Origin of the sequence: Micromonospora sp. WMMD961 (assembly GCF_029626145.1) — a bacterium.
GTDB lineage: Bacteria > Actinomycetota > Actinomycetes > Mycobacteriales > Micromonosporaceae > Micromonospora.
Genome location: NZ_JARUBJ010000002.1, coordinates 5,034,461 through 5,057,212 on the forward strand (window position 1 = coordinate 5,034,461; position 22,752 = coordinate 5,057,212).

18 protein-coding genes, 1 tRNA gene and 2 pseudogenes are annotated in these 22,752 nt (G+C 72.6%); 13 read left to right on the plus strand and 8 right to left on the minus strand.

The annotated features are described in order from the left end of the window. Positions 1 to 70: 70 nt before the first annotated feature. From O7614_RS22710 to O7614_RS22725, 4 genes and pseudogenes are all read left to right on the plus strand, one after another. A complete protein-coding gene (locus tag O7614_RS22710; protein ID WP_278140503.1) occupies positions 71 to 1,459 on the plus strand; it encodes an MFS transporter in 1,389 nt (462 codons plus the stop codon). A 76-nt stretch (positions 1,460 to 1,535) separates the two neighbouring features. Further along, on the plus strand, positions 1,536 to 2,387 hold the full coding sequence (locus tag O7614_RS22715; RefSeq protein ID WP_278140504.1) for a helix-turn-helix transcriptional regulator: 852 nt from the start codon (positions 1,536 to 1,538) through the stop codon (positions 2,385 to 2,387). 435 nt (positions 2,388 to 2,822) lie between these two features. Continuing rightward, positions 2,823 to 3,653, plus strand: coding sequence for an oxidoreductase (locus O7614_RS22720; protein ID WP_278140505.1), 831 nt, complete (start codon positions 2,823 to 2,825; stop codon positions 3,651 to 3,653). A 10-nt stretch (positions 3,654 to 3,663) separates the two neighbouring features. After that, positions 3,664 to 4,640 (plus strand): annotated as a pseudogene (locus O7614_RS22725) (aldo/keto reductase). A 240-nt stretch (positions 4,641 to 4,880) separates the two neighbouring features. On the opposite strand, the gene O7614_RS22730 reads toward O7614_RS22725, so the two are convergent. Both O7614_RS22730 and O7614_RS22735 read right to left on the minus strand, forming a co-directional pair. After that, on the minus strand, positions 4,881 to 5,237 hold the full coding sequence (locus O7614_RS22730; protein WP_278140506.1) for a hypothetical protein: 357 nt from the start codon (positions 5,235 to 5,237) through the stop codon (positions 4,881 to 4,883). A gap of 17 nt (positions 5,238 to 5,254) precedes the next feature. Continuing rightward, positions 5,255 to 5,338: transfer RNA gene (locus O7614_RS22735), tRNA-Leu, on the minus strand. Between the two features lie 231 nt (positions 5,339 to 5,569). On the opposite strand from O7614_RS22735, the pseudogene O7614_RS22740 reads away from it, so the two are divergent. Further along, positions 5,570 to 5,986: pseudogene (locus tag O7614_RS22740) on the plus strand (hypothetical protein); the annotation flags it as partial. Here O7614_RS22740 and O7614_RS22745 read toward each other — a convergent pair. Further along, entirely contained in the window at positions 5,980 to 6,249 is a 270-nt protein-coding gene (locus O7614_RS22745; RefSeq protein WP_278142457.1) for a hypothetical protein, read from the minus strand. The pseudogene O7614_RS22740 and the gene O7614_RS22745 overlap by 7 nt on opposite strands. A gap of 382 nt (positions 6,250 to 6,631) precedes the next feature. Between O7614_RS22745 and O7614_RS22750 the strand changes: the two genes are divergently transcribed. From O7614_RS22750 to O7614_RS22770, 5 genes are all read left to right on the plus strand, one after another. Next, on the plus strand, positions 6,632 to 8,014 hold the full coding sequence (locus O7614_RS22750; RefSeq protein ID WP_278142337.1) for a hypothetical protein: 1,383 nt from the start codon (positions 6,632 to 6,634) through the stop codon (positions 8,012 to 8,014). Positions 8,015 to 8,185: 171 nt separating this feature from the next. Then, the gene (locus O7614_RS22755) at positions 8,186 to 10,807 is read left to right on the plus strand and encodes a fibronectin type III domain-containing protein (RefSeq protein WP_278140507.1); all 2,622 of its coding nucleotides are present in this window, start codon (positions 8,186 to 8,188) and stop codon (positions 10,805 to 10,807) included. A gap of 27 nt (positions 10,808 to 10,834) precedes the next feature. Further along, complete coding sequence (locus tag O7614_RS22760; RefSeq protein WP_278140508.1) at positions 10,835 to 11,830, plus strand: MoxR family ATPase; 996 nt, start codon at positions 10,835 to 10,837, stop codon at positions 11,828 to 11,830. A gap of 14 nt (positions 11,831 to 11,844) precedes the next feature. Then, the gene (locus tag O7614_RS22765; RefSeq protein WP_278140509.1) at positions 11,845 to 13,005 is read left to right on the plus strand and encodes a DUF58 domain-containing protein; all 1,161 of its coding nucleotides are present in this window, start codon (positions 11,845 to 11,847) and stop codon (positions 13,003 to 13,005) included. Then, entirely contained in the window at positions 12,999 to 15,392 is a 2,394-nt protein-coding gene (locus O7614_RS22770) for a transglutaminase domain-containing protein (protein WP_278140510.1), read from the plus strand. Before O7614_RS22765 ends, O7614_RS22770 begins: the two co-directional genes overlap by 7 nt. 50 nt (positions 15,393 to 15,442) lie before the next feature. Here O7614_RS22770 and O7614_RS22775 read toward each other — a convergent pair whose 3' ends face one another. After that, positions 15,443 to 15,979, minus strand: coding sequence for a hypothetical protein (locus O7614_RS22775; protein WP_278140511.1), 537 nt, complete (start codon positions 15,977 to 15,979; stop codon positions 15,443 to 15,445). Next, entirely contained in the window at positions 15,976 to 16,986 is a 1,011-nt protein-coding gene (locus tag O7614_RS22780; RefSeq protein WP_278140512.1) for a hypothetical protein, read from the minus strand. The genes O7614_RS22775 and O7614_RS22780 overlap by 4 nt, the downstream gene beginning before the upstream one ends. A 212-nt stretch (positions 16,987 to 17,198) precedes the next feature. On the opposite strand from O7614_RS22780, the gene O7614_RS22785 reads away from it, so the two are divergent. Then, on the plus strand, positions 17,199 to 18,002 hold the full coding sequence (locus O7614_RS22785) for a class I SAM-dependent methyltransferase (protein ID WP_278140513.1): 804 nt from the start codon (positions 17,199 to 17,201) through the stop codon (positions 18,000 to 18,002). A gap of 6 nt (positions 18,003 to 18,008) precedes the next feature. Here O7614_RS22785 and O7614_RS22790 read toward each other — a convergent pair whose 3' ends face one another. Both O7614_RS22790 and O7614_RS22795 read right to left on the minus strand, forming a co-directional pair. Beyond that, a complete protein-coding gene (locus O7614_RS22790; RefSeq protein ID WP_278140514.1) occupies positions 18,009 to 18,800 on the minus strand; it encodes an SDR family oxidoreductase in 792 nt (263 codons plus the stop codon). Continuing rightward, entirely contained in the window at positions 18,797 to 19,780 is a 984-nt protein-coding gene (locus tag O7614_RS22795; protein ID WP_278142338.1) for an LLM class F420-dependent oxidoreductase, read from the minus strand. Before O7614_RS22795 ends, O7614_RS22790 begins: the two co-directional genes overlap by 4 nt. Before the next feature lie 154 nt (positions 19,781 to 19,934). Between O7614_RS22795 and O7614_RS22800 the strand changes: the two genes are divergently transcribed. Beyond that, the gene (locus O7614_RS22800) at positions 19,935 to 21,155 is read left to right on the plus strand and encodes a low temperature requirement protein A (protein ID WP_278140515.1); all 1,221 of its coding nucleotides are present in this window, start codon (positions 19,935 to 19,937) and stop codon (positions 21,153 to 21,155) included. 51 nt (positions 21,156 to 21,206) lie between these two features. Continuing rightward, the gene (locus O7614_RS22805; protein WP_278140516.1) at positions 21,207 to 22,070 is read left to right on the plus strand and encodes a DUF1028 domain-containing protein; all 864 of its coding nucleotides are present in this window, start codon (positions 21,207 to 21,209) and stop codon (positions 22,068 to 22,070) included. A gap of 11 nt (positions 22,071 to 22,081) precedes the next feature. Here O7614_RS22805 and O7614_RS22810 read toward each other — a convergent pair whose 3' ends face one another. After that, positions 22,082 to 22,750 (minus strand): maleylpyruvate isomerase N-terminal domain-containing protein, encoded by a 669-nt coding sequence (locus tag O7614_RS22810; protein ID WP_278140517.1) that lies wholly within the window; start codon positions 22,748 to 22,750, stop codon positions 22,082 to 22,084. Positions 22,751 to 22,752 lie beyond the last annotated feature (2 nt).

Below are 22,752 nucleotides of genomic sequence, written 5' to 3' on the forward strand. Positions count from 1 at the left end.
GCGCCGGCGAACCTGGCAGCATGACCTTGCAAGCACCCTCCGCCCCCCGGCCACCCGCCCAGCGGTCGTCATGCCAGGGCTGCTAGCGCTGCTTCTGCTCTGTGCCGTCCAGTTTATGGATGCGCTCGACCTTTCGGTTGTCGGCATCGCGCTTCCCGCCATCCAGCACAACTTCTCCCTGTCCGAAGGCACCCTGCAGTGGGTCGTCTCCGCGTACGTGCTCGGCTACGGCGGTTTCCTGCTGCTCGGCGGGCGGACCGCCGACATTGTCGGTCGCCGCCGGATGCTGATCATCTCGGTCGGGGTCTTCCTGGCAATCACCGTCGCCATCGTCGCCGCGCCCAACGCGGGTACGTTGCTCACCCTGCGGTTCCTCAAGGGAGTCGCTGCGGGCTTCTCCGCCCCGGCCGCACTCGCGCTCATCACCTCGCTCTGGCCCGAGGGCCACGCGCGCTCGCGGGCGTTGGGCATCTTCGGGGCGACCAACGCCATCGGCTACTGCGTCGGCGTCGTCGTGGGTGGCCTGCTGACCGCGATCGACTGGCGACTCGTATTCGTCGTACCGCTACCCGTCGCGATCTTCATCCTTCTGGCGGCTCCGATGGTCCTGCCGCGTGATCGACGCGACAACGGCCCCCGTCGCCAGCTGGACATCCCGGGCGCGGCGGTGTCCACGGTGGGTCTCTCCGCACTCGTGTACGCCGTGACCGTCGGCCCGGAGGCGGGCTGGACCGCTTCACGTACGGTGCTGTTCTTCGCCCTCGCGGCCATTGCGCTCCTCGCCTTCCCGCTGGTGGAACGCCGCCAGACGTCCCCGTTGCTCGACCTCAGCCTGCTCCGCGGACACCTCGTTCGAAGCGGGAACATCACCGGCTTCACGCTGAACGGTGCGTATGTCGCGTTCCAGTTCCTGGTGACGCTGTACCTCCAGGAGTCGCTCGGCTGGAGCCCGTTCGCCACCGCGCTGGCCTTCCTGCCACCGGGGATCATCCTCGCCGTGGTCGCCCCGTTGGCCGGCCGGATGAACCACCGGATCGGGACGCCGCGCCTGCTGGTCTTCGGCCTGGTGACGCTGACCGCGGCGTACGCCCTCTTCACGCGCATCGGGCCGGACAGTCACTACATGACCGCGCTCCTGCCGACGATGGTCCTCATCGGTGTCGCTGCGGGTGTCCTCTTCACCACCGCCAACATCGCCGGCGTGTCCGGAGTGCCGGAGAAGGACCTCGGCGCGGCAGGTGGCTTGTTCGCGACCTCCTTCCAGGTCGGTGGCGCGATCGTGCTGGCGCTGACCACGGCTGTCGTCGCCGCCCACCACGGTGCGGGTCATGACGCGGCCCAACTGGTGAATTCTTACCGGCAGGGCGCCATCTTCATCGCAGTGCTCGTCGCCCTCTGCTGCCTCTACGCGTTTGGCGAAGCGGTGATGATCCGTCGACGGCGCACCTCGATGCGCTGATACCCGGCGAGACAGTGTCCACGGCAGCGGACCTGTCTCGACGGCGTTCGTATCGCACCCGAGGGAGAATGAAGGGATGGAGATGGTGGAGAGCTTCGGCAGCTTCCTCAGGGCACGCCGGGCTGGGCTCACTCCCGAGCAGCTCGGGCTACCGGCCGGCGAGAAGCGCCGGGTGGCCGGCCTACGCCGGGAGGAGGTAGCGCTGCTGGCGGGCGTCAGCGTCGACTACTACACCCGTCTCGAGCAGGGCCGAGAGGACCGACCGTCGGAGTCGGTCGTCAACGCCCTTGCCCGGGTCCTCCTGCTCGACGGCGACGAGGACGCCTTGCACTACTTCCGAATGCTCGCGCTGCGGCCGTCAAGGGTCTCGGTACGGCCCCGGCACGTTCCGGTCAGCCCGGTGATCAACGCGCTGATCAGCAAATGGGACGATGTGCCCGCGTACGTTCTGAACCGACGGTGCGACGTGATCGCGAGCAATCCTCTTGGCCGCGCCCTGTTCGCCGGATACCCGCACAGCACCAGCCTGGCCCGGTTCATCTTCCTCGACGAGGGCGCCCGCGGGTTCTACGGCGACTGGCAGATGATGGCGTTGGCCACCGCGGCCTCGCTGCGCAACAGCATCGGAGCCGACCCGCAGGACCCGGACATGATCCAGCTGATCGGTGAACTGTCAGTCAGCAGCGCCGAGTTCCGGAAGATGTGGTCGAAGGCCCTGGTGCAGCGCCGGACCCGCGGTCCGGTGACCATCCACCACCCTCTGGTCGGGCAGCTCGATCTCCGATGGGAGACGTTGACCCTCAACGGCACCCCAGACTACGAGCTCAAGCTCTATGTGCCGGCGAACGAGAAGACAGCAGAAGCCGTGGCACTGCTCGGGAGCCTGGCCGCTGGCTCATCGGCCGACGTCGGGGAGGCGGCAGTCTAGCGGCCATTGCGGCGGCGTCCGGCGCTCGAAGCGATGATTCGGCCGTACTCCTGCGCCGCCTTGACCACGGGTGGCCAGGGCAGTGGTGACCAGGGAAATGGTTGAGTTTGGGCCCCGGCGGGGCCGGCGAGCGGTAGCTTGACCTTGGCGCTACCGGGCCGTAGCCGTGGCCGGCTGTCTACCGACGTCAGGTCACTCCCACCACTCGCACCGACGCGCCCCGCTCTGCCTGGGTGTGTCGTACCCACGGTCTGCCACGACCTGCCACCGCAGCAGGAACGGACCTAGCCTCGAGGATGGCATTCCGCTCGCAGGGAGCCAGACGAGGGGAGTTGACCCGCTGCCGGGGCGGTCAGGCGCACTTTGCTCGCCGGGCTACGTCCCCGGGGCCGGTTCCGGCTCGCCTCGAACATTCCTCAGAAGGAGTGACAACCCGTGTCAGTTTGGTTCATCACCGGTGCGTCGCGTGGCCTCGGTGCCCAGATCGTCCGGGAGGCGCTGGCCGCGGGGCACCAGGTCGTGGCCGGCGCCCGTAATCCGCAGCACGTCGCGGAGCAGTTCGGGCCCTCCGATGCGCTGCTGCCGGTGGCCCTCGACGTGACCGACCCCGGTCAGGTTGCCGCAGCCGTGAAGCGGGCCCGCGAAGGGTTCGAACGCATCGACGTACTCGTGAACAACGCAGGCTTCAGCGTGCTCGGCGCCGTCGAGGAGATCTCGGACGCAGAGGCGCTGGCGATGTTCGAGGTCAACGTCTTCGGGGTCCATCGGGTGACCCGTGCCGTGCTGCCGACCATGCGCGAGCAGCGATCCGGCCGAATCATCAACATCGGCTCGGTGGGCGGCTTCGCCGCAGTGGCATCGTCCGGCCTCTATGGTGCGACGAAGTTCGCCCTGGAGGCGATCAGTGAGGCACTCGACCTGGAAGCCCGGGACCTCGGCATCTACACCACCGTCATCGAGCCCGGGGCGTTCCGCACCGACTTCCTCACCCCGCAGAGCATGCGGCTCGCCGCGACGGTCATCGACGACTATGCGGCGACCGCCGGGGCGGCGCGCACGGCCTTCTCGACGGCGAACGGACAGCAGCCGGGCGACCCCGCCAAGGCGGCCCGGGCGATTCTCACGCTCACCGATCTCGAAGATCCGCCCATCCGGCTCCAACTCGGCTCCGACAGCATCGCCCGCGTGCAGGGCAAGCTCGCCCGGGTGGCCGACGATCTCGCCCGGTGGCGACACCTGGGTGAGGCGACGAACTTCGAAGCATGAAGAAGGAATCATGAAGCACATCTCCCTCGGTACACTCGACGTCGGCCGCGTCGGCCTGGGCGCCATGAGCATGTCGGCCTACTACACCGGGGCCGGCAGCGACGAAGCCGAGTCGATCCGGGCGATCCACCGAGCGCTCGACCTCGGCGTGACCTTCGTGGACACCGCGGAAATCTACGGACCGTTCGTCAACGAGGAACTCGTCGGCCGTGCCATCGCAGGGCGGCGGGACGAAGTGGTTCTCGCGACCAAGTTCGGCCTCTACTCACACGTCGACGAGCCGCGGTACGCCGTCGACTCCAGCCCAACCAACATCCGCCATGCCGTCGACGGGTCGCTCAAACGGCTCGGCACGGATCACATCGACCTGTATTACCAACACCGGGTCGACCCGAACACCCCGATCGAGGAGGTGATGGCGCACTCGCCGATCTCGTGCAGGCCGGGAAGGTGCGACATGTCGGCCTCTCCGAGGCGAGCGCCGCAACGATCCGCCGCGCGCACGCCGTACACCCGGTCGCCGCGCTGCAGACCGAGTACTCACTCTGGACCCGCGACGCCGAGGCGGAAATCCTGCCGACGCTGCGCGAGCTGGGCATCGGCTTCGTCGCCTACTCCCCGCTAGGGCGAGGCTTCCTCACTGGAGCCATTCGCTCGACCGCGGACTTCGCCGCCGACGACTTCCGGAAGAACAATCCGCGGTTCATGGGCGAGAACTTTCAGCGGAACCTCGCCCTGGTCGACGAGATCGAATCCGTGGCGCGGGATGCCGCCGCGACGCCTGCCCAGATCGCGCTCGCGTGGTTGCTGGCACAAGGGGACGACATCGCGGTCATTCCCGGGACGAAGCGCGCCTCTCGGGTTGAGGAGAACGTCGTGGCGGACACGGTGAGGTTGACGGCGGCGCAGCTCGCAAAGCTCGGCTCGCTCGCCCCAGCCATCGGTGACCGATACACGGTGGACGGCCTCGCCGCGATCGACACCTGATCGGCCGACCTGCTGTCAGGCGCTCAATCTACCAACAGTGACATCGCCGGAGCGTCCGCGGCGGCGGCAGCGCCGCGGACGCTCCGGGTCCCCCTCCGGCCCGCCGACGACACGAACTATTACGAAGGAGGCGGTCGTCGCCGGCGACGGTCGGGAGCGACGCGACCAGGCCAGCTACCGCGTGGGATATCTGGTGGAGCGTTCCGATGAGTAATCCCGGCACAACTAGGCGACCACCCATCACCCGCCATCACCGCCGCCCGCGCGACCATCACCGACTGCGACACGAAACTTCAGCGCTACCGAGCGGCCCTCGACGCCGGCGCCGACCCCTCGATCGTCAGCAACTGGATAGCCCAGACACAAGCTGAACGGACCCGAGCCGAAACCGAGCTGCACACGGGGACCTCCGCCGCACCACGCCGAATGACCCAGGCAGAGATCACCGCGCTGGTTCACGCCCTCGGGAACATCGTCACCGTGCTCCGCGACGCGGATCCCGCCGACAAAGCCGAGGTCTACCGCCAGCTCGGCCTGCGGCTGACATACCACCCCGAAGCGCAAACGGTGCACGCTGAAACCGATCTCAGCGCGCACCGCGGGCCTATGGGTCGTGTCCGAGGGGGGACTTGAACCCCCACGCCCTATACGGGCACTAGCACCTCAAGCTAGCGCGTCTGCCATTCCGCCACCCGGACCTACACGTTCAGCCTACCTCGCCGACCAGATGATCTTTCCATCCGATGGTCGGTACGGCGGGCCGCACGGGGAGTTACTGTACACGCCGCCCGTGGATCATGCACATCGCCTTCCGGTGCCCCGGTCTCGGTGCTCGCGCCGCTGGTCAAACCGCCTCGCGGGGCCTCACCGACACAGCACCGACGCGTGTCCGGGTAGCGTCGGCGGCCCTCTGACGGCAGCATTGCCACGTGTCCCCTCCCTCCCCCCTCGCCGCCGTCCAGCATCGGGCCCTCGCCCTGCGCGCCGCGGGCGATCTCAGCGCCGCCCGGCAGCTGCTCGCGGAGGCTGTCGGGTCCCCTCCCCCGCCGTACAGCGACGACCACCCCGAGATGCTGCACACCGCTCATCTGCTGGCGCGGCTGCACCGGGAGGCGGATGATCCGCTCGGCTCCCGCCGGGTGTTGGAGGAGGCGTTCGCGACGGGCGAGCGGCGGTGGGAGCACTCCAACCCGGTCCTCCTCGCGATCGCCTTCGAACTCGCCGAGGTAGCGGAGGAACTGGGTAACCGGCACGAGGCCCGCCGCAACTACACCCGGGTCGCCACCGCCGGGCCCGCGGTGCTCGGGGAACACCACCCAGCGGTACGCGCCGCCCGCGACTACCTCGGCCCATCCGCGCCGACCCCGAGCGGGCAGCACGGCCCACCGCCCACGCCCACCCCGGAGCCGGTCAGTGCGGCACCCGATTCCAGCGCCCGGTCGGCGCTGTCCGGGCCGACGCTGTCCCTGGCGACGCTCGCCGCGATGCGCCCCTCCGCTGGCGGCCCGGCGGCCACCACCTCACCCTGGGCGCCGCCGCAACCGCCGTCCGCACCACGGTCAACCCCTGCGGGGGTACGCGCACCCACCGCACCCGACAACGCCGCCACGGCCCCGGCTTCAGCACCTCCGGTGCGGCCCGTCCCGCCGGCACCTACCTCGACCTCATCGACGCAGCCGGCGCCTCCTCCTACGGTGAGCCGGCCGCCTGGGCCGGCGGTCCAGAGCCGGCAGCCCAGGTCGAGTCCGGAGATCCCGCCGCCCACGCGGACGCCTGGAAGCCAGCCGCGCACGCCGACGCCGACTCCTGGAAGCCAGCCGCCCACGCCGAGGCCGACTCCTGGAAGCCAGCCGCCCACGCCCACACCGACGCCCGGAAGCCAGCCGACCAGACCGACGGCCGGAAGCCCGCTGCCCAGGCCCAGGTCCGAAAGCCAGCCGTTGCAGTCCTCCGAGCAGCAACCCTCACACCGACCACCAAACGGACCCTCCGTGGCGCCGCGTCAGCGGGTCTCCGACCACCCGACCGCCGACGGCGCACACCGCCCGGCGGCCCCGACCGCCCCGATACCGGCGTCCCGCTGGGACGAACCCACGATCCAGGTACGGCAGATCGAACCGCTGCTCGCCGAGGAGGCCGCCCGGACGCAGGCCAGACCAACCGGGCCGGACGCATCGGTCGACGCGCCCGGTGTCGAGGCGACGTCGCCGGGCGGGTCGGTGCCGACCAGGAGTCGCCCGAGGCCGGTGCGGCCGGTCGGCGGAGCGCCGGACCACCCGGTCAGCGCGCCACCCAGTCCCGCGCCACCCACCTCGGCCCCTCCCGTGCCGCCGTGGGGGTTGACCGCGCCTCCGTGGAGCCGCAGCGGCCCACCGCAGCCACTACCGAACGCCGGTGCCGACGGCACTGAGCCGTCCGCGGACGTGGAGGACACCGGCAGCGAGGGTGAATCCGGGCTGGACATCTTCGACGCCGCGGCGGCGGCGCCGCAGCGGGCCCGTGCCGCGGCGTCCGACGAGACCGAGGTGTTCCCGGCCGTCACGCCGAGCAGTGGCCCAGCCGGCGGTTACGCCGGTCCGAGCCAGAACGTCACGGCTCAGCCGACCGCCCAGCCTGAACCGGCCGCCGCGCCGGCGCGCCCCGCGGCGACGCCGGTCGAGTCGACTCCGGCGGCCTGGTCCCCGGACGGCGGTGGCGCAGTGCCGATACCGCCGTCGAGCGTGCCGCGACCTACCCCCGAGCACCACCAGGAGCATCGTCCGGCCGCGGAGCACCACCCGAGCCCGGAGCACCACCCGGGTCAGGCGTTGTACCCGGGGCAGCAGTACCACCCGGCGCACGACCCGTACCGGCCGGCGTACGCCGACGAGGACGGCTCGGCGGGCCGCAACCGTGCGACGCTCATCGGGGCGGTGGTGGCGGCCGGGGTGGCCGTCGTGGCGGTGGCCGGGCTGGGTGCGGTGGTGCTGACCCGCGACGACCCGCCACCGGGCGGGACCGCGCCGACGGCGGTGGCAGCACCGGGGGTGGCGCCGACGGCGGCCGGGCCGCCGCCGGGGGACCTGAAGCTCCGGGACAACTCGACCACGATCACGCTGACCTGGACGGACCCGTCCGGCGGCGCGGTGCCGTTCATGGTCGCGGCCGGACGGGCCGGGCAGGCGCTTGGGGTGATGGCCACCGTGGACCCGGGCCGCACCAGTTACACGGTCAACGGGTTGAACTCCCGAGTGGATCACTGCTTCACCGTGTTGGCGGTCTACTCCACGGACAGCTTCGCGACCTCGGGTCAGGTCTGCACCGCCCGCGAGCGCAGTGCCTCGCCGAGTGGCGAGCCCTCGGGCCGACCGTCGCCAAGCCGACCCGGAACGTGAGCCGGCCTGAGCTGGGCTGAGCCGGGCGTCCACAACGCACACGCTCGGTATCCACAGGGGTGACCGTGCGGGTTCCCCCGCCACCAGCAGCGCCATATGATGGCACCCGGCTCAGGGGAGGGGTTGCCGCGAGGCGCGCCACCTGCCACGACTCAGGGGAGGCAGCCGGCTGTGGCCAGCATCGACGACGCCGTACGGTCCGACGCCCCCCGCTCCCGGTCCCGGCTTCGCGGTGGGCTGGTGACCGTCGGCACGGTGGCCGCTCTGCTGGCCGCGATGGGGTTGACGGTTCTCGGGTTGGGCGCGGCCGACAACGCGGTGGCCAACTACGACGCGAGTTCCTGGCTGTGGAGCACGGCGCGCAGCGAGCTGGCCCGGGTCAACGGGGTGACCGCCCGGGTGGACACCCGCACCGAGATCCCCGGCGCCAACCGTCACCCGATGCAGGTCACCCAGACCGATCGGCTGCTGATCCTGCGCGACCTGCAGACGGGGCAGGTCAGCTCTCTGGACCTGGCGACCCTGCAACTCACCGCGACCACCAAGACGACCCCCGGCCTGGGCGTGAGTGTCGCCCTGCACGAGGATTCGGCGTTCGTGGTCGACGCCGTGCAGGGCATCGTGCGGCAGCTCGACCCGCGGTCGCTGGCCCCGGTCGGCGAGCCTGTCCGCTTTCCCCCGGGCATCGCCGGCGGCACCTTCGACGGTGCGGGTCGGCTGTGGATCGCGGTGCCCAGCGAGGGCACCGTCTCGGCGATCACCGCCGCCAAGCTGCCGTCCGCACCGGCCTCGGCCGCGCCCGACGGCGGTGGGATCAGCCCGGAGCGTGTCGAGTCGTACGACGTGGCCGAGGCGAGCCACGAGCTGGTGGTCTCCACCCTGGACGACGGTGTGGCGGTGCTCGACCGCACGGCCGGCAAGCTGGTGCGTGTGCAGCGCGGCGAGGTGCACCCGACGCCGTTGACACTGTCCGGCCCTGCGGCACTGCCGGCGCGCACCAGTGGGCCTCGGGTTCCGGTCACCGTGCCGGCCGATCGGCGGGTACTGGTGGTGGGTGACGGTGGGGAGGAGAGCGCGTTCACCGTGCCGGGCGAGGGGGATCGGCTCAGCGCGGCGGTGGCCTGGGCGGACCGGTTCTACTGCGCCGACGAGGCCACCGGCACGATCTACGCCTTCGACGGTGGCGGTCAGCTGGTCGAGACCATCGGCGGACGGGCGAACGGGCCGCTGGAGCTGGAGGTCCGGGAGAACCACCTGTTCATCAACGCCCCCGACTCGGCGACGGCCCGGGTGGTGGACGACAAGCACCAGGTGCGCGAGGTCGACAAGTACGCCAACGACGTGCTCGGCGGCGACCCGCCCCCGGTTGCCCCGCCGCCCCCGCCGAAGAAGCCTCGGGTGGGTAAGCCGAGTGCTCCGCGCAGTGTGACCGCCTCGGCCGGCAACGCGCAGGCCCGGGTGAGCTGGCGGCCGGCGGCCGCCAACGGAGCCGAGATCATCAAGTACGTGGTGGAGGGCGCCGGCCAGCGTGTGGAGGTGGGCGCCAACCAGCGTGCGGTGGAGGTCAAGGGTCTGACCAACGGCGAGACGTACCGGTTCGCGGTGCACGCCGTGAACGCCAAGGGTGACGGTCCGCCGCGTAACAGCAACCCGGTGACTCCGACCGCCGCGGTGCCCGACCCGCCGGCGAGCGTCACCGCCCAGGAGCGGCCGGACGGCACGGTGCTGGTGAAGTGGCCGGCCGCGAACGGGCAGGGCAACACCATCGCGAGGTACGCGGTGACGGCCAGTTCGGCGGGGACGAACGCCCCGGCCGGCGAGTCGACGAAGACGGAGCTGGTGGTGCCGGCCGGTGAGCTGGAGTTCGGCACCCAGTACGCGTTCACGGTGGTGGCGGTCAACAGTAAGGGCGCCGGGTCGGCGGCCTCGCCGGTGAGCAACACGGTGGTGCCCTTCGCGGCGCCCGGTCGGCCACTGAACCTGCGGGCCGGCACGGTCGCCAACCAGCCGGGCGCGGTGACGGTGCAGTGGGCGCCGGCCGAGGCGAACGGCCGGCCGGTGACGAAGTACCTGGTGGACGTCGGTGGGCGGGCCAGCGAGGTGACGGACACCCGGACGACTGTCACCGGGCTCGGCAACGGCCAGAACGTCACGGTGAAGGTGAAGGCGGTCAACGAGGCGGGGCCCGGGCCGGAGGCCACCGCCACCGCACGCACGGTCGCCGAGCCCCGGGTCACGGTGACCGGTTCGTCGGCGACCGCCACCGGGGCGACGGTGACGTTCACAGTGGACGCCGGGGGCGGTCAGGCCACCTGTTCGCTGAGCACGACGGGTGAGCCGGCGAAGGCCGGCGCGTGTTCCAGCATCACGATGACGGGCCTGACGCCGGGCACCAACTACACGTTCACGGTGACGGCCACCAACGCCGCCGGTAAGGGCACGGCGACGAGGGCGCAGAAGACGCAACCGCTGTACGGGATCGCGACCTGCAACAACGGGCCGGACGGCGACCAGCGCACCTATTGCAACAAAGAGGTCGACGGCCGCAACGGCAACGAGGTCTTCAAGGTCACCCGGCAGGACAACGACGAACAGGCCGGGTGGGCGAAGCCCGGCACCCGACTGCAGGCCTACTGCAAGAAGTCCGGTGAGGACGTCGACTCCTGGATCTACAACAACCAGAAGCGCAGCACCTGGTGGGTGCAGGTCGAGTTCAACGGGAAGAACTACATTCCTTGGGCCTGGCTCAACCTGGAGGGCGGCGACAACATCAACGTCCTGCCCACCTGCTGAACCACCAGGCGAGGAGCACCACCGACCGTGAACACCCACGAGCCACTCACCCAGCCGGAGGTGCAGGGCTTCGCGGCCCTGGCAGCCCGGTTGGCCGAGAACGTCAACGCGGTGGTGCTCGGCAAGCCGCAGGTGGTCCGGCTGGCCCTGACCGCGCTCTTCGCGCAGGGTCACGTGCTCCTGGAGGACGTGCCCGGGGTCGGTAAGACGACCCTGGCGCGAGCCATCGCCGCCACGGTGAAGGGTGAGTGGCGGCGCATCCAGTTCACCCCCGACCTGCTCCCGTCGGACGTGTCCGGCGTGACGATCTTCAACCAGGCAACCCGGGACTTCGAGTTCCACCCGGGGCCGGTCTTCGCCAACATCGTCATCGCCGACGAGATCAACCGGGCGTCGCCGAAGACCCAGTCGGCGCTGCTGGAGGTGATGGAGGAACGCACGGTGACGGTGGACGGTGTGCGACACCCGGTGCCGTCGCCGTTCCTGGTCGTGGCAACCCAGAACCCGGTGGAGATGGACGGCACCTACCGGCTGCCCGAGGCACAGTTGGACCGGTTCCTGGTGAAGCTGTCCGTCGGCTACCCGGACGAGGCGGTCGAGGTGGAGGTGCTGCGCGGCGCGACGGTGCGTTCCCCCGAGGCGCTCGCCCCGGTCACCGACACCGCCACCGTCGGGGAGATGGTCCGGATGGCCCGCCGGGTGCACATCGCCGAGCCGCTCTACGCGTACGCGGTCCGGCTGGCCGCCGCGACCCGTACCCACCCGCAGGTGCGGGTCGGGGTCAGTCCCCGGGGTGTGATCGCGTTGACCAGGGCGGCGTGCGCGTATGCGCTGATCGACGGGCGGGGTTGGATCATGCCGGAGGACCTGAAGGCGCTCTCCGAGGCGGTGTTCGCGCACCGGCTGCTGCTCACCCCGGACGCGCAGGTGCGTGGGTTGACCGCCGCGGAGGTGCTGCGCCAGGCCATCGCGTCGGTGCCGGTGCCCCTGCCGTCCGGGCAACCCGCTCCGGTGCAGGGCTGACCGGCAGCAGCGGCGTGGGGATCACCGCCCGTGGGGTCGGGCTGCTCGTCGCCGCCGTCGTGCTGCTGGGGGCGGGTTTCCGGTTCGCGTACCCCGAGATGACGCTGCTCGGCGCGGCGGCCGGCGCGGCCGTGGGCTACGCGGCACTGGTCGCGGCCTGGCGGCCCCGGTTGACGGTGACCCGGCACGCCGACCCGGACCGGGTGGCGCGCGGCGAGTCGGCGAGCATGACGGTGACCGTGCGCAACTCGGGCCGGCTGCGGTCGGCGAACCTGCTGGCCGAGGACCGGTGCGGCGAGCACGCCGTGCCGGTTCCGGTGCTGCGCCTGCGGCCGGGACGCGACACCGAGGTCCGCTACGACGTGCCGACGCACCGGCGTGGGGTGGTTGCGGTCGGGCCGCTGCGGGTCACCCGGCGCGACCCGCTGGGTCTGGTGGCGTTGGCCCGCCAGTACGGTGCGGTGGTGCCGGTCTGGGTGTACCCCCGGATCCACCCGCTGACGGCGGTGCCCACCGGCGCGGGGCGCAGCCTCGACGGCCGGGTGGACGGCGTGCCGCACGGGTCGATCACGTTCGACTCGCTGCGGGAGTACGTGGTCGGCGACGAGTTGCGCCGGGTGCACTGGCGGACCAGCGCCCGGGTGGGTGAGCTGATGGTGCGGGAGAACGTGGACACCAGCCTGCCGCGTCTGGTCGTCCTGCTGGACAACCGTGCCGCCGCGCACCCGCAGCGCATCGGTCCGGTGGCGGAGTCGTTCGAGTCGGCCTGCGAGGCGGCGGCGTCGGTCGTCACCGCCGCGCACCGCGCGGACCTGCCGGTGGTGTTGCTGTTCGTGGCCGCCGAACCCGACCACGAGGCGGAGACGGGCCGCGTACTCGGGCCGCTGGACCGGCTCGCCGCCGCCGAACTGTCCGGCGACGACGACGCGGTACGCGCGGCCACGACCCGACTGCGACAGGACCGGCTCGGCGACACGCTGATCTTCCTGACCGGGCCGGGTGGGCGAGACGATCTGGGGCATGTCGGCGCGCTGCGCGGGGCGTACCCGTCGGTGGTGGTCGGTGTGTTCGGCGCGGCCGAGCCGACACCACCGGGCGCGGCCGGCCTGGTGGTGGTCGACGCGGCGGACGGCGCGCAGTTCGCCGCCGAGTGGGACGGGATACGCCGGTGGTGACGCGCGCGGTGCGGGTGCTGCGGGAGGCCGTCGTCCCGGCGGCGTTGATCGGGCTGACCGTGCTCGCCGGGGTGGCGCTGGGCCGGGTGTACGCGGGCGACCTGCTGACCTGGCTGGTGACCGGCGCGGCGGCCGGATCGGTGCTGGTCAGTGTCGCCGCCCGTCGGCTGCCGTCCTGGCTGGTGGCACCGGTGTCGGTGGCCGCGATGGCCGGCTGGACACTGTGGTCGCTGCGGCTGGCCGCCAACCACGCGGAGCTTCCGGGCAGTCTTCTGGAGGTCACCGCGGACGCCGCGCGCAACGGCATACCCCGGCTGCTCACCGCGATGATCCCGGTGGAGCCCGCACCGGACACGGTCCTGGTGCCCGTCGTCGCCGCCTGGCTGGCCGGGCTGGCGGGTGCGGAGGTGGCGCTACGCGCCGGCCGGGTGTTGTTGGGTTACCTGCCGGCGGCAGGGCTCTACGCCGCCGCCCTGTACACGGTCGGCCCCAACGCCGAGCCGGCCGTGGGAACGACCGTGGCGTTCGTCGCGGTCGCGGCGGTCGGCCTGGCGGCGCCCGGCAACGCGGCGCCGGCCGGCGGCGATCCGGCCGCCGACCTGGCACCCCCGGTCCGCGCGGCGGTGCGGCTCCGGCTGGCCGCCAGCGCGGCCCTCGGGGTGGCCCTGGTGGTCGGGCTGGTCGCGCTGCTCGGCCCTCTCGTCGCGGGTCAGGTCGACGGTAGGCCGGTGGACCCACGCCGGTACGTGGAGCCGCCGCAGGTGCAGTCGCTGGACGAGAACCCGTTGATCCGGATCTCCGGTTGGGCGCTGCACCCGGAGCAGAAACTCCTCGACGTGAGTACGGAACGCGACGGTGCCCCGCCCGCACCGCCCGACGCCGCCTCGCCAGCCGCCGCGCCGGAAGGTGAGCCGGGAGCCGGGCCGGCGACGGGCACCGGCGGCGGTGTGCGGATCCGGTTGGCGGTGCTCAGCGACTACGACGGGGTGACCTGGCGGGTCGGGGCGACGTACCGCAACGCGGGCCGGATCCTGCCGGCCTCCACGCCGCCCGCGCACAGCACGGTCGGGACGGTCCGCCAGCAGATCACGGTGGCGGAGTTGAGCGGTCGACTCCTCCCCGCCGTGGCGACGCCCCGGGAGGTCAGTGGCGCACGGGTGGCGTACGACCCGGCGAGCGGGACGCTGATCCGGCCGGAGGGGTTGACGCCGGGGCTGCGGTACGAGGTGACCTCCGCCGAGGAGCACCCGGACTCGAACCTGTTGGGCACCGCCAACGTGCCCGCCGGTGACGAGGTGGCCCGGGTGTTGCGGGTCGCCGACGGGGTGCCTGACCCGATGCGCCGGTTGGCCGCACAGCTCGCCGAGGAGAACGGCGCTCCGTACGCGCGGGCGTTGGCGATCGAGCAGTTCCTTGCCGAGCACTACCGGGTGGCGGCGGACGCGCCGAGCGGGCACGCGTACCCGAATCTGGGTTTCTTCCTCTTCGGACCTCGCGACGGCGGCGGCCAGGAGGGCACCTCCGAGCAGTTCGCGGCGGCGTTCGCGGTGCTCGGCCGGCTGTCCGGCCTGCCGACCCGGGTGGTGGTGGGTTTCCGGGCCGGCGGGCAGGGGCCGGTGCTGGCCGGCGACGCGTACGCCTGGCCGGAGGTGCTCTTCGACGGGTTGGGTTGGGTGCCGTTCGACCCGCTGCCGCGCCCGAACAACGAGCCGAGGCCGGTGGAGGAGGATTTTCGGCCGACGCCGGAGGATCCGCCGCCGTCGGAGGCACCGGCGCCCACCGTGGAGCCGTCCGCGTCGCCGGAGCCGGTGGCCGCCCCGGACGGGCCGCCCGGACGTGGTGGGTTGTCCGCGCCGGTGCTCATCGCCGGGGGCAGCGGCGGCCTGATGCTGCTGGTGGGGGCGCTGCTGCTCACCCTGTTGGCGATGCGCCGCTCGTTGACCCGGAGTCGACTCGTCCAGGGTGATCCCGGCCGGCGTATCGCCGGTGCCTGGCGGGAGGTCACCGACGCGCTGCGCCTGGCCGGCCGGCCGGTCGGCGACGACCTGGCCGCGACCGAGGTGGCCGGGCACGCCCGCCAGGCCCTCGCCGACGCCCGAGCCAGCGTCACCGGCGGCGGCCCGACCAGCGGCGGTCCGACCAGCAGCGGTCCGACCAGCAGCGGTCCGACCGACACCGCGCCGGCCGTCGACGAACTGGCGGCCCTGCTGAACCAGGTGGGCTTCGCCCCCGCTGCCGCGACCCCGGACCAGGCGGCCCGGGCCGCCGAGGTGGCCACCGCCTACGTGACGACGCTGCGTGCCGCCCGCCCGTGGTGGCGCCGTCTGCTCTGGTCCGTCCACCCGTCCCCCCTGACCCGCGCCCGCGCCCGCCGCTCCCCACGGTGATCAAGAGGTTTGCGTCAAGCGAACGCCCGCTGGTGACGCAAACCTCTTGATCAACCCAGACGGTGGCTTGCCGGTGGGCGGCGGGGGCGGGCGGCGCGGCGGGCGTAGTCGGCGGCCACGGCGATGACGAGCGGCCCCCAGGCGACCATCGGCGCGTAGTAGCGCAGCACCTCCCAGGTCGGAGCCGGACGCGCGGGTTCGTCGCGGCCTACCCCGACCCAGCCGCGCTCCACGAAATGGAGCTTGCTGTTGAGGAGGAGATAGACGCAGATGGCGACGAGCACCGAACCGCCGAGCAGCGCGACGAACACGACCGGGCGCGCCGGCACGGGACGGCCGCCGAGCAGTGGCACCCAGTGCGGAAGGCGTTGACCCCACCGGTGCACCAGGCCGAGTGTCGACAGCGCGAGCCCCATCGAGAGGACGGACAGGAAGATCATGTACCACGAGGTGACGGCATCGTCGGTGACCAGCAGGGTCAGTCGCCAGACCGCGGACGGCAGGACGCACAGCGGGACGGCGTAGGCGGCCCAGACGGCCCAACGTGGTGGGTCGGCGGCCCAGGTGCGGTTGGACTCGGTGGTCATGAGCGCTCCAATCGTGGACGGACCGAGCCGGGCAGGGAAGTCGCCGGCTCCGAAGGCCGACGCGGCCGGGTGGCGAGGGCGTAACCGGTGGCCGTGACGCCGAGGGACACTCCCCAGCCGAGGAACACCAGCAGGGTGGCGCTGGTCGCCCACCCCTCCCACACCTCCGACCACGGCAGGTCTCCGGTGCGCAGTTGACCGACGAACACCGCGACGCTCAGCACGCCGTAGGTGACCAACGCGAGCGCCACCACCCCGGCCGGAATCACTGCCAGCAGCCGGGGAACCCGCCGACCGCCCAACCCCGGCACCCAACGCGGGAACTGCTGACCCCACCGCTGCACCAACCCGAGGACGAGCAGGCCGGCGAGCGGCGGGACGAGAGTGATCGCGACGCCGGTCTCCGTGGAGAGATCCAGCTGGATCTCGTCCAGCTTCCGCTCGGAGATGCCGAACGGAACGCCGAGGACCCAGAGCCCGTGCGGCACGGCCCAGCCGAGCACAGGCAGGGCGACCGCGGCGTACGCCCAGCGGCGCGTCCACCTCGGCACCGGCTGGTAGCCGGCAGGCGCGGGGCCGCGCCGAGGACCGGAGGCGTTCGCGAGCCCGGCGAACAGGACGCCACCGGCTACCAGCGCGAGCCGGGCACCGAGGTCACGCCAGTCCGAGGGGCGTCCGGTCAACGCCGCCGGGACCTCGAAGATCAGGTGCAGCGGGAACGCGACGACCAGGAGCAGCGCGCTCGCCGCCCAGCTCGCGGCAGCGACGGTGCGGCCGGGGAATCGGACCGCACACCCGACGATGATCGCGAGAGCGACGCCGACTCCTACCGCTCCCCAGCCCGCCCAGAACGGCAGCGTGTGCACACGATCCGCGCCACATCCGCCCGTCGGGTCGACCAAGGCGGTGCGATCGCAGGCGGTGTAACCCCAGCGACCGCCAGCGAGCCAGTACAGACGCAGCGCCACCTCGCCGAGCACGAAGGCGGCGCACGCCACCGGAACCACCGCGGATCGATGAGCGCGGACGGAACGCTCCGATCTGCCGCGCCGCTGGTTCAGACCCTGAAACCACACACCAGGACTCATCAGCCAATGGTCTGCGGCAATGCCGGGCTGATCGACCCCTGCGGAGGGGAACGTGCTCCCCCTACCGGGGGACGGCCTTCCGAGCGGTAACCCGCTTGCCCTCCCGTCGTACCCCCGATGACGATCAGTGAATGGATCAGCAGGCGAGCGACATCATCGACTACTACACGCAGCGCTACCGGGAGGACCAACGTCTCGCCGGACGACCCCAGGCACGGCTGGAGTGGATCCGGACGATGGAGTGCCTCCGTGATGTGCTGCCCGGTCCGGGTGCCCGCGTCCTGGACATCGGCGGTGGCCCCGGCGAGTACGCGCGGGCGCTGGCCGACGCTGGCTACCAGGTGCGTCTGGTGGACCTGGTACCGGCTCACGTCGCGCAGGCCCGTGCCGGGCAGCCTCCCATCGAGGCGCAGGTCGCCGACGCGCGTTCGTTGCCGGACGCCACCGACACCCACGACGCCGCGCTGCTGCTGGGTCCCCTCTACCACCTGGTGCGGCGCGCCGACCGGGTCAAGGCCCTGCGGGAGGCCGTCCGGGTCACCCGACCCGGTGGTCACGTCGTCGCCGCCGCCATCTCGCGCTTCGCCGGGCCGCTGGACTTCGCCGCCACCGGGCGGCTTGACGAGACGACGCTCGCGGAGGCGAGGATGTTGCTGACCGACGGGACCAACGATCCGACGACGGGTTTCACCCACGCCTACTTCCATCGGGCGGAGGAGATCGCCGACGAGTGTTCGGCCGCCGGGCTGACCGATGTCGTCGTACACGGCGTGGAAGGTCGGGCCTGGACGGCGGCGGAAGCGGCGGCGGGTGGGCCCGCCCAGGACGTCGTCTTCGCCGGCGCGTTGCACCTCGCCCGGCTGTACAGCAGCGAACCGGCGCTGGTCGGATCGAGCGCCCACCTCCTGGCCGCCGGACGCGTTCCGGCGCGGTGACGGCGGTCAGGCGGTCAGGCGGCGGACGAGTTTGCGCATGCCGGCCTGCCAGCCGTCCGGGTCCTCGGCGCGGCGGCGGGCGTAGTCGGCGACCTCCGGGTGCGGCAGGATCAGGAACCGCTCCTCGGCCAACCCGGCGACGGCCGCGTCGGCGACCTGGTCCGGGGTGAGCACCGCGCCGGAGACGGCGATCACCCGGGCACCGAGGTGACCCTCGGCGATCCCGTCGGCGAGCATCGGGGTGTCCACCCCCTGCGGGCAGAGCGCGCTGACCCGGATGCCCCGGTCCCGGTAGGTGATGGCCAACCACTCCGCGAACCCCACCGAGGCGTGCTTCGTCGCGGTGTACGCGGCGTCGCCCACCGCGGTCAACACACCCGCCGCCGAGCAGGTGTGCAGCAGGTGCCCGCCACCCCGGGCGAGCATCCCGGGCAGCACCGCGCGGGCCGAGTAGACGTGGGCGAGCACGTTGACCCGCCAGGCCCGGTCCCAACCGGCGTCGTCGACCTCCACTCCCCCGCCGGTGGCCACCCCCGCGTTGGCGCAGAACAGGTCGATCCGGCCGTAGCGCTCCTCCGTGTCGGCGACCAGCTCGCGTACCTGCTCCTCGTCGGTGACGTCGAGGGCGATGGGATGGGCGACCGGGCCGATGCCCTCGGCCACCGCGTCCGCGGCGTCGGCGTCCAGGTCGGCGACCACCACGGCGGCGGCCCCCTCCGCGGCGAAGCGGCGCGACAGCGCGGCCCCGATGCCGCCGGCGCCGCCGGTGACCACCACGATCCGGTCGGTGAGGTTCACCCGGACGCTCCGATCGGGTCGGTGCCCAACTGGGCGATGAGGGTGGTCAGCGCGGTCGCGCCGCCGGCGGTCACCTCGGGCGTCGGCAGCAGCGCGAAGACCGGCACGTCGACACCGGCGTCGGCGTAGCGGCGCACCTGGGCGCGACACCGCTCGGGTGAGCCATGCAGCACCAGGGCGTCGACCACGTCGTCCGGAACCGCCGCGCTGGCCCCGCGTCGATCACCGGCGGCCCAGGCCTCCCACATCGGGGCGAGCGTCTCGTCCCGGCCGAGCCAGCGATGGAACTCGGCGTACGCCGGGACGGTCAGGTAGCTGGTGATCAGCCGCCGGCCCAACGTCCGGGCGTACGCGGCGTCCTCGGTGGGGCACACGAAGATCCGGGCGGCGACCTCGAAGCCGGGGCGTCGTTCACCCAGCTCGGCGAGGGCACGCGGCACGTCGTCGGCGCTGAGCCAGTTGAGGATGACCCCGTCCGCCTCCGCCCCGGCCAGCCGGAGCATTCCCGGGCGCAGCGCGGCGAGCAGGATCGGTGGCGGCACGGCTGGTGGTCGTTCCAGCGTGAACCGGCGCACGGTGAAGGTGTCGTACACCTCGTCGACGGTCTCACCGCGCAACGCGGCGCGCAGGAAGCGCAGGACGTCACGGGTCCGCCGGAACGGCTCCTCGAACCGGACCGCGTTCCAGTCGCGGACCAGCACCGGCGAGGACGCCCCGATGCCGAGCGAGAACCGACCCGGCGCGGCCTCGGCCAGCGCCGCAGTGCTCATCGCCAGCAGCCCGGGGCCCCGGGTGAAGACCGGCGTGATCGCGGTGCCGAGCCGCAGTCGGGGCTGCCAGGCGGCGGCGAGCGCCAGCGGGGTGAACGCGTCGGTCCCGGCGACCTCGGACGACCAGACGTCGGTGAACCCGGCCCGGTCGAGCGTCGCGTAGACCGCCTCGTGGTCGGCCAGCGGGATGCCGCCCAGCGGCACCGTCATGCCCCATCGATTCGTCACCGATCGATCGTGCCCGTTGACGGGCACCCGAGCAAGATCCCCGTACTGGGCAGAATCGCCGGTTTCCGGCGGTGGGTGCCATCAGGGGGTGCTACGACTGCCAGGTGGACCAGATCGACGGCGTAGGCCGCTGACCATGGGTTCCAGGGCAGCGGGACGCCTGGAGCCGGTCCCTGCGGCGACCACTCCCGGCCGGGCCACCTTCCTCGAACTCTTCTTCGACCTGGTGTACGTCTTCGCGCTCACCCGGATCTCGGCGCGCGCGTTCGACGACCTGACCCAGGATCCGGGCCGGGAGCATGCCTGGGGCACGGTCACCGGCGGCGGCAAGACCCTGCTGTTGCTGCTCGCGCTCTGGGCCGTCTGGCAGGGCACCGCGTGGACGGCCAGCCGGTACGACCCGTACCGGCTGCCGCTGCAGACCGTGGTGATCACCGCGTTGGTGTGCAGCATGGTGATGGGGGTGGCGATTCCCCGGGCGTTCAGCGACACCGCGCTGATGTTCGCGGTGGCGTACGTGGTGGCGCAGGTGACCCGACCGGTCATCCTCTCGATCGCGCTGGGGCCGCACCCGTACCGCCGGTTGAAGGTGCGTATGGCGGTGGTGTTCGCCGTCAGCGGAGTGTTCTGGATCAGCGGCGCGATGTTGAAGACCAACATGCAGGTGGTGTTCTGGACGACCGCGCTGGTGATCGAGTACCTGGCCGCCCGCTGTGGCTGGCCGGTCCCGGGGCTGGGCCGTTCGACGATCTCCAAGTGGGAGATCGCCGGGGAGCACCTGGCCGAGCGGTACCAGCAGTTCTTCCTCGTCGCCCTGGGCGAGACGATCCTGGTGGCCGGTTTCGCGTACAGCAGGGGACCGTACGAGACGGGACACGCCTTGGCGTTCGCGCTCGCGCTGGCCACGTCGATCATGCTGTGGCGGATCTACGTCCAGCGGGCCGGGCGGATCCTGGGCGACGCGGTGACGCAGGCCCGGCACCCCGCCACCATCGGCCGGTCGGCGGCCGACACCCACCTGGTGATGGTGGTCGGGCTCGCCGCCACCGCGATCGGATACGAACTGATCATCGAACATCCACTGGAACGAATCCCGGGGGCGTGGTTGGCCCTGGTGCTCGGCGGTCCGGCGCTGTTCCTGGCCGGTCGGTCCCGCCTCGAGTACGAGGTGTTCGCGCGGGTCTCGCCGTCGCGCTGGATCGCCCTGCTGGCGCTGGCGGTGTCGGCCGTGCCGCTGCTGTTCCTGCCGGGTGTGGTCGCGACCGTGGTCGGGGTGCTGGTGCTGGGCGCGGTCGCGATCGCCGACGCCCGCCGGGCGCGCGGCGCCCCACCGGAGCCGGCCGCACCACCGTTCTGAGACGACGACGTACGGCGATGTCCTGCCGGCGCGACCGGATAATCTCGGCCGGTGACCTTCTCGCTCGTCGGCCGCTCCGCCGACGGCCGCCTGCACGGCGTGGCCGTCGCCAGCAAGTTCCTCGCCGCCGGTGCGCTGGTGCCGGCCGCCGCCGCCGAGGTCGGCGCGCTGGCCACCCAGGCGCACGTCAACCTCGCCTACCGCCCGCAGGGGCTCACCCTGCTGCGCACCGGAGTGGCCGCCGCCGATGTCGTGGCCGGGCTGGTCGCCGCCGATCCCGAGCGGGAGCACCGCCAGCTCGGGGTGGTCGGTGCCAGCGGTCCGGGTGCCAGCTGGACCGGGCCGGCCTGCCTTCCGTGGGCCGGCGGGCGGACCGGCGACGGTTGGGCAGCACAGGGCAACGTGCTCACCGGTCCGGAGGTCGTCGACGCCCTCGGCGAGGCGTGGCTGGCGGGGACGGCGCTGCCGTTCGCCGAGCGGCTGGTTGCCGCGCTGCGGGCCGGCGAGGAGGCCGGTGGCGACCGGCGTGGTCGGCAGAGCGCCGGGCTGCTGGTGGTCGAGCGCGGCGGCGGGTACGGCGGCACCAGCGACGTGCTGGTCGACCTTCGCGTGGACGATCACCCGGACCCGGTCGCCGAGCTGAGCCGGCTGCTCGCCGTGCACACCATGCTGTTCGGTCGCCCGGACCCGGCCACCCTGCTCGACCTGAGCGGCGCGGTCGCCGAGGAGGTGGCCGCGTTGCTCAGGGCACTGGGCCATCCGGTGGCCGGCGACGGGCCGGAGGCAGCGTTGGTCTCCTGGGCGGGGCTGGAGAACCTGGAAGAGCGGTTGGTGCCCGGCCGGATCGACCCGGTCGTCCTGACGCACCTGCGCGGCGTCGCCCCGCACGTCCCCGCACCCCGCTCCGCGAGCTGACCCGCCCGGGGTCAGCGACCGAACGCGAGCCAGCGGAAGCCCGCCGCGTCGATCGCGGCCCGTTCCGGGGCGGTCAGCGCCGCCCGGCCGGTGGTCTTGCGGATCAGGGTCAGCCGGTCCCAGCCCAGACCGGACGGTGCCGCGCGCCCCCCGGTGAGCAGGTCGGCGATCACCTCGGCCGCCGGGGCGGTGAGCCACGGCGGCCGGCCCAGCGCGGCAGCCAGGTCCAGACCGTGTACGCCCACCTCGACGACCCGGGTCCGCAGGAACTCGGTGAGGCGCATCGCGTCGCCGTGTCGGGTCCGCACCACCCGATCGGGCGGGGCGGCGGCCACCGCCGCGTCGGTGGCCCGCCACGCTCGCTCCAGCTCGGTCGCCAGCGCCGGCTGGCCCACCTGGAGGGCGTCGCGCCGCCCGCCGTCGATCCGGTCGGCGTCCACCTGCTCGGTGAACTTCGCCCGGCCGAAGTAACCGGCGGCGTCCACCTCGGCGCGTGGCGGGGCTGGCGCGGCCAGCATGTCGGTCAGCCGGCCGACGCCGGTGCGCACGTGTGCGATCAGTTCCCGGACGGTCCACGGCGGGCAGTCGGTGGGTCCGTCGAGGTCGGCGTCGACCAGACCGGCCAGGACCTCGGTGAGCTGTGCGCACTCGGCCGAGAACGCCGCGCGGGCGGGATCCACGC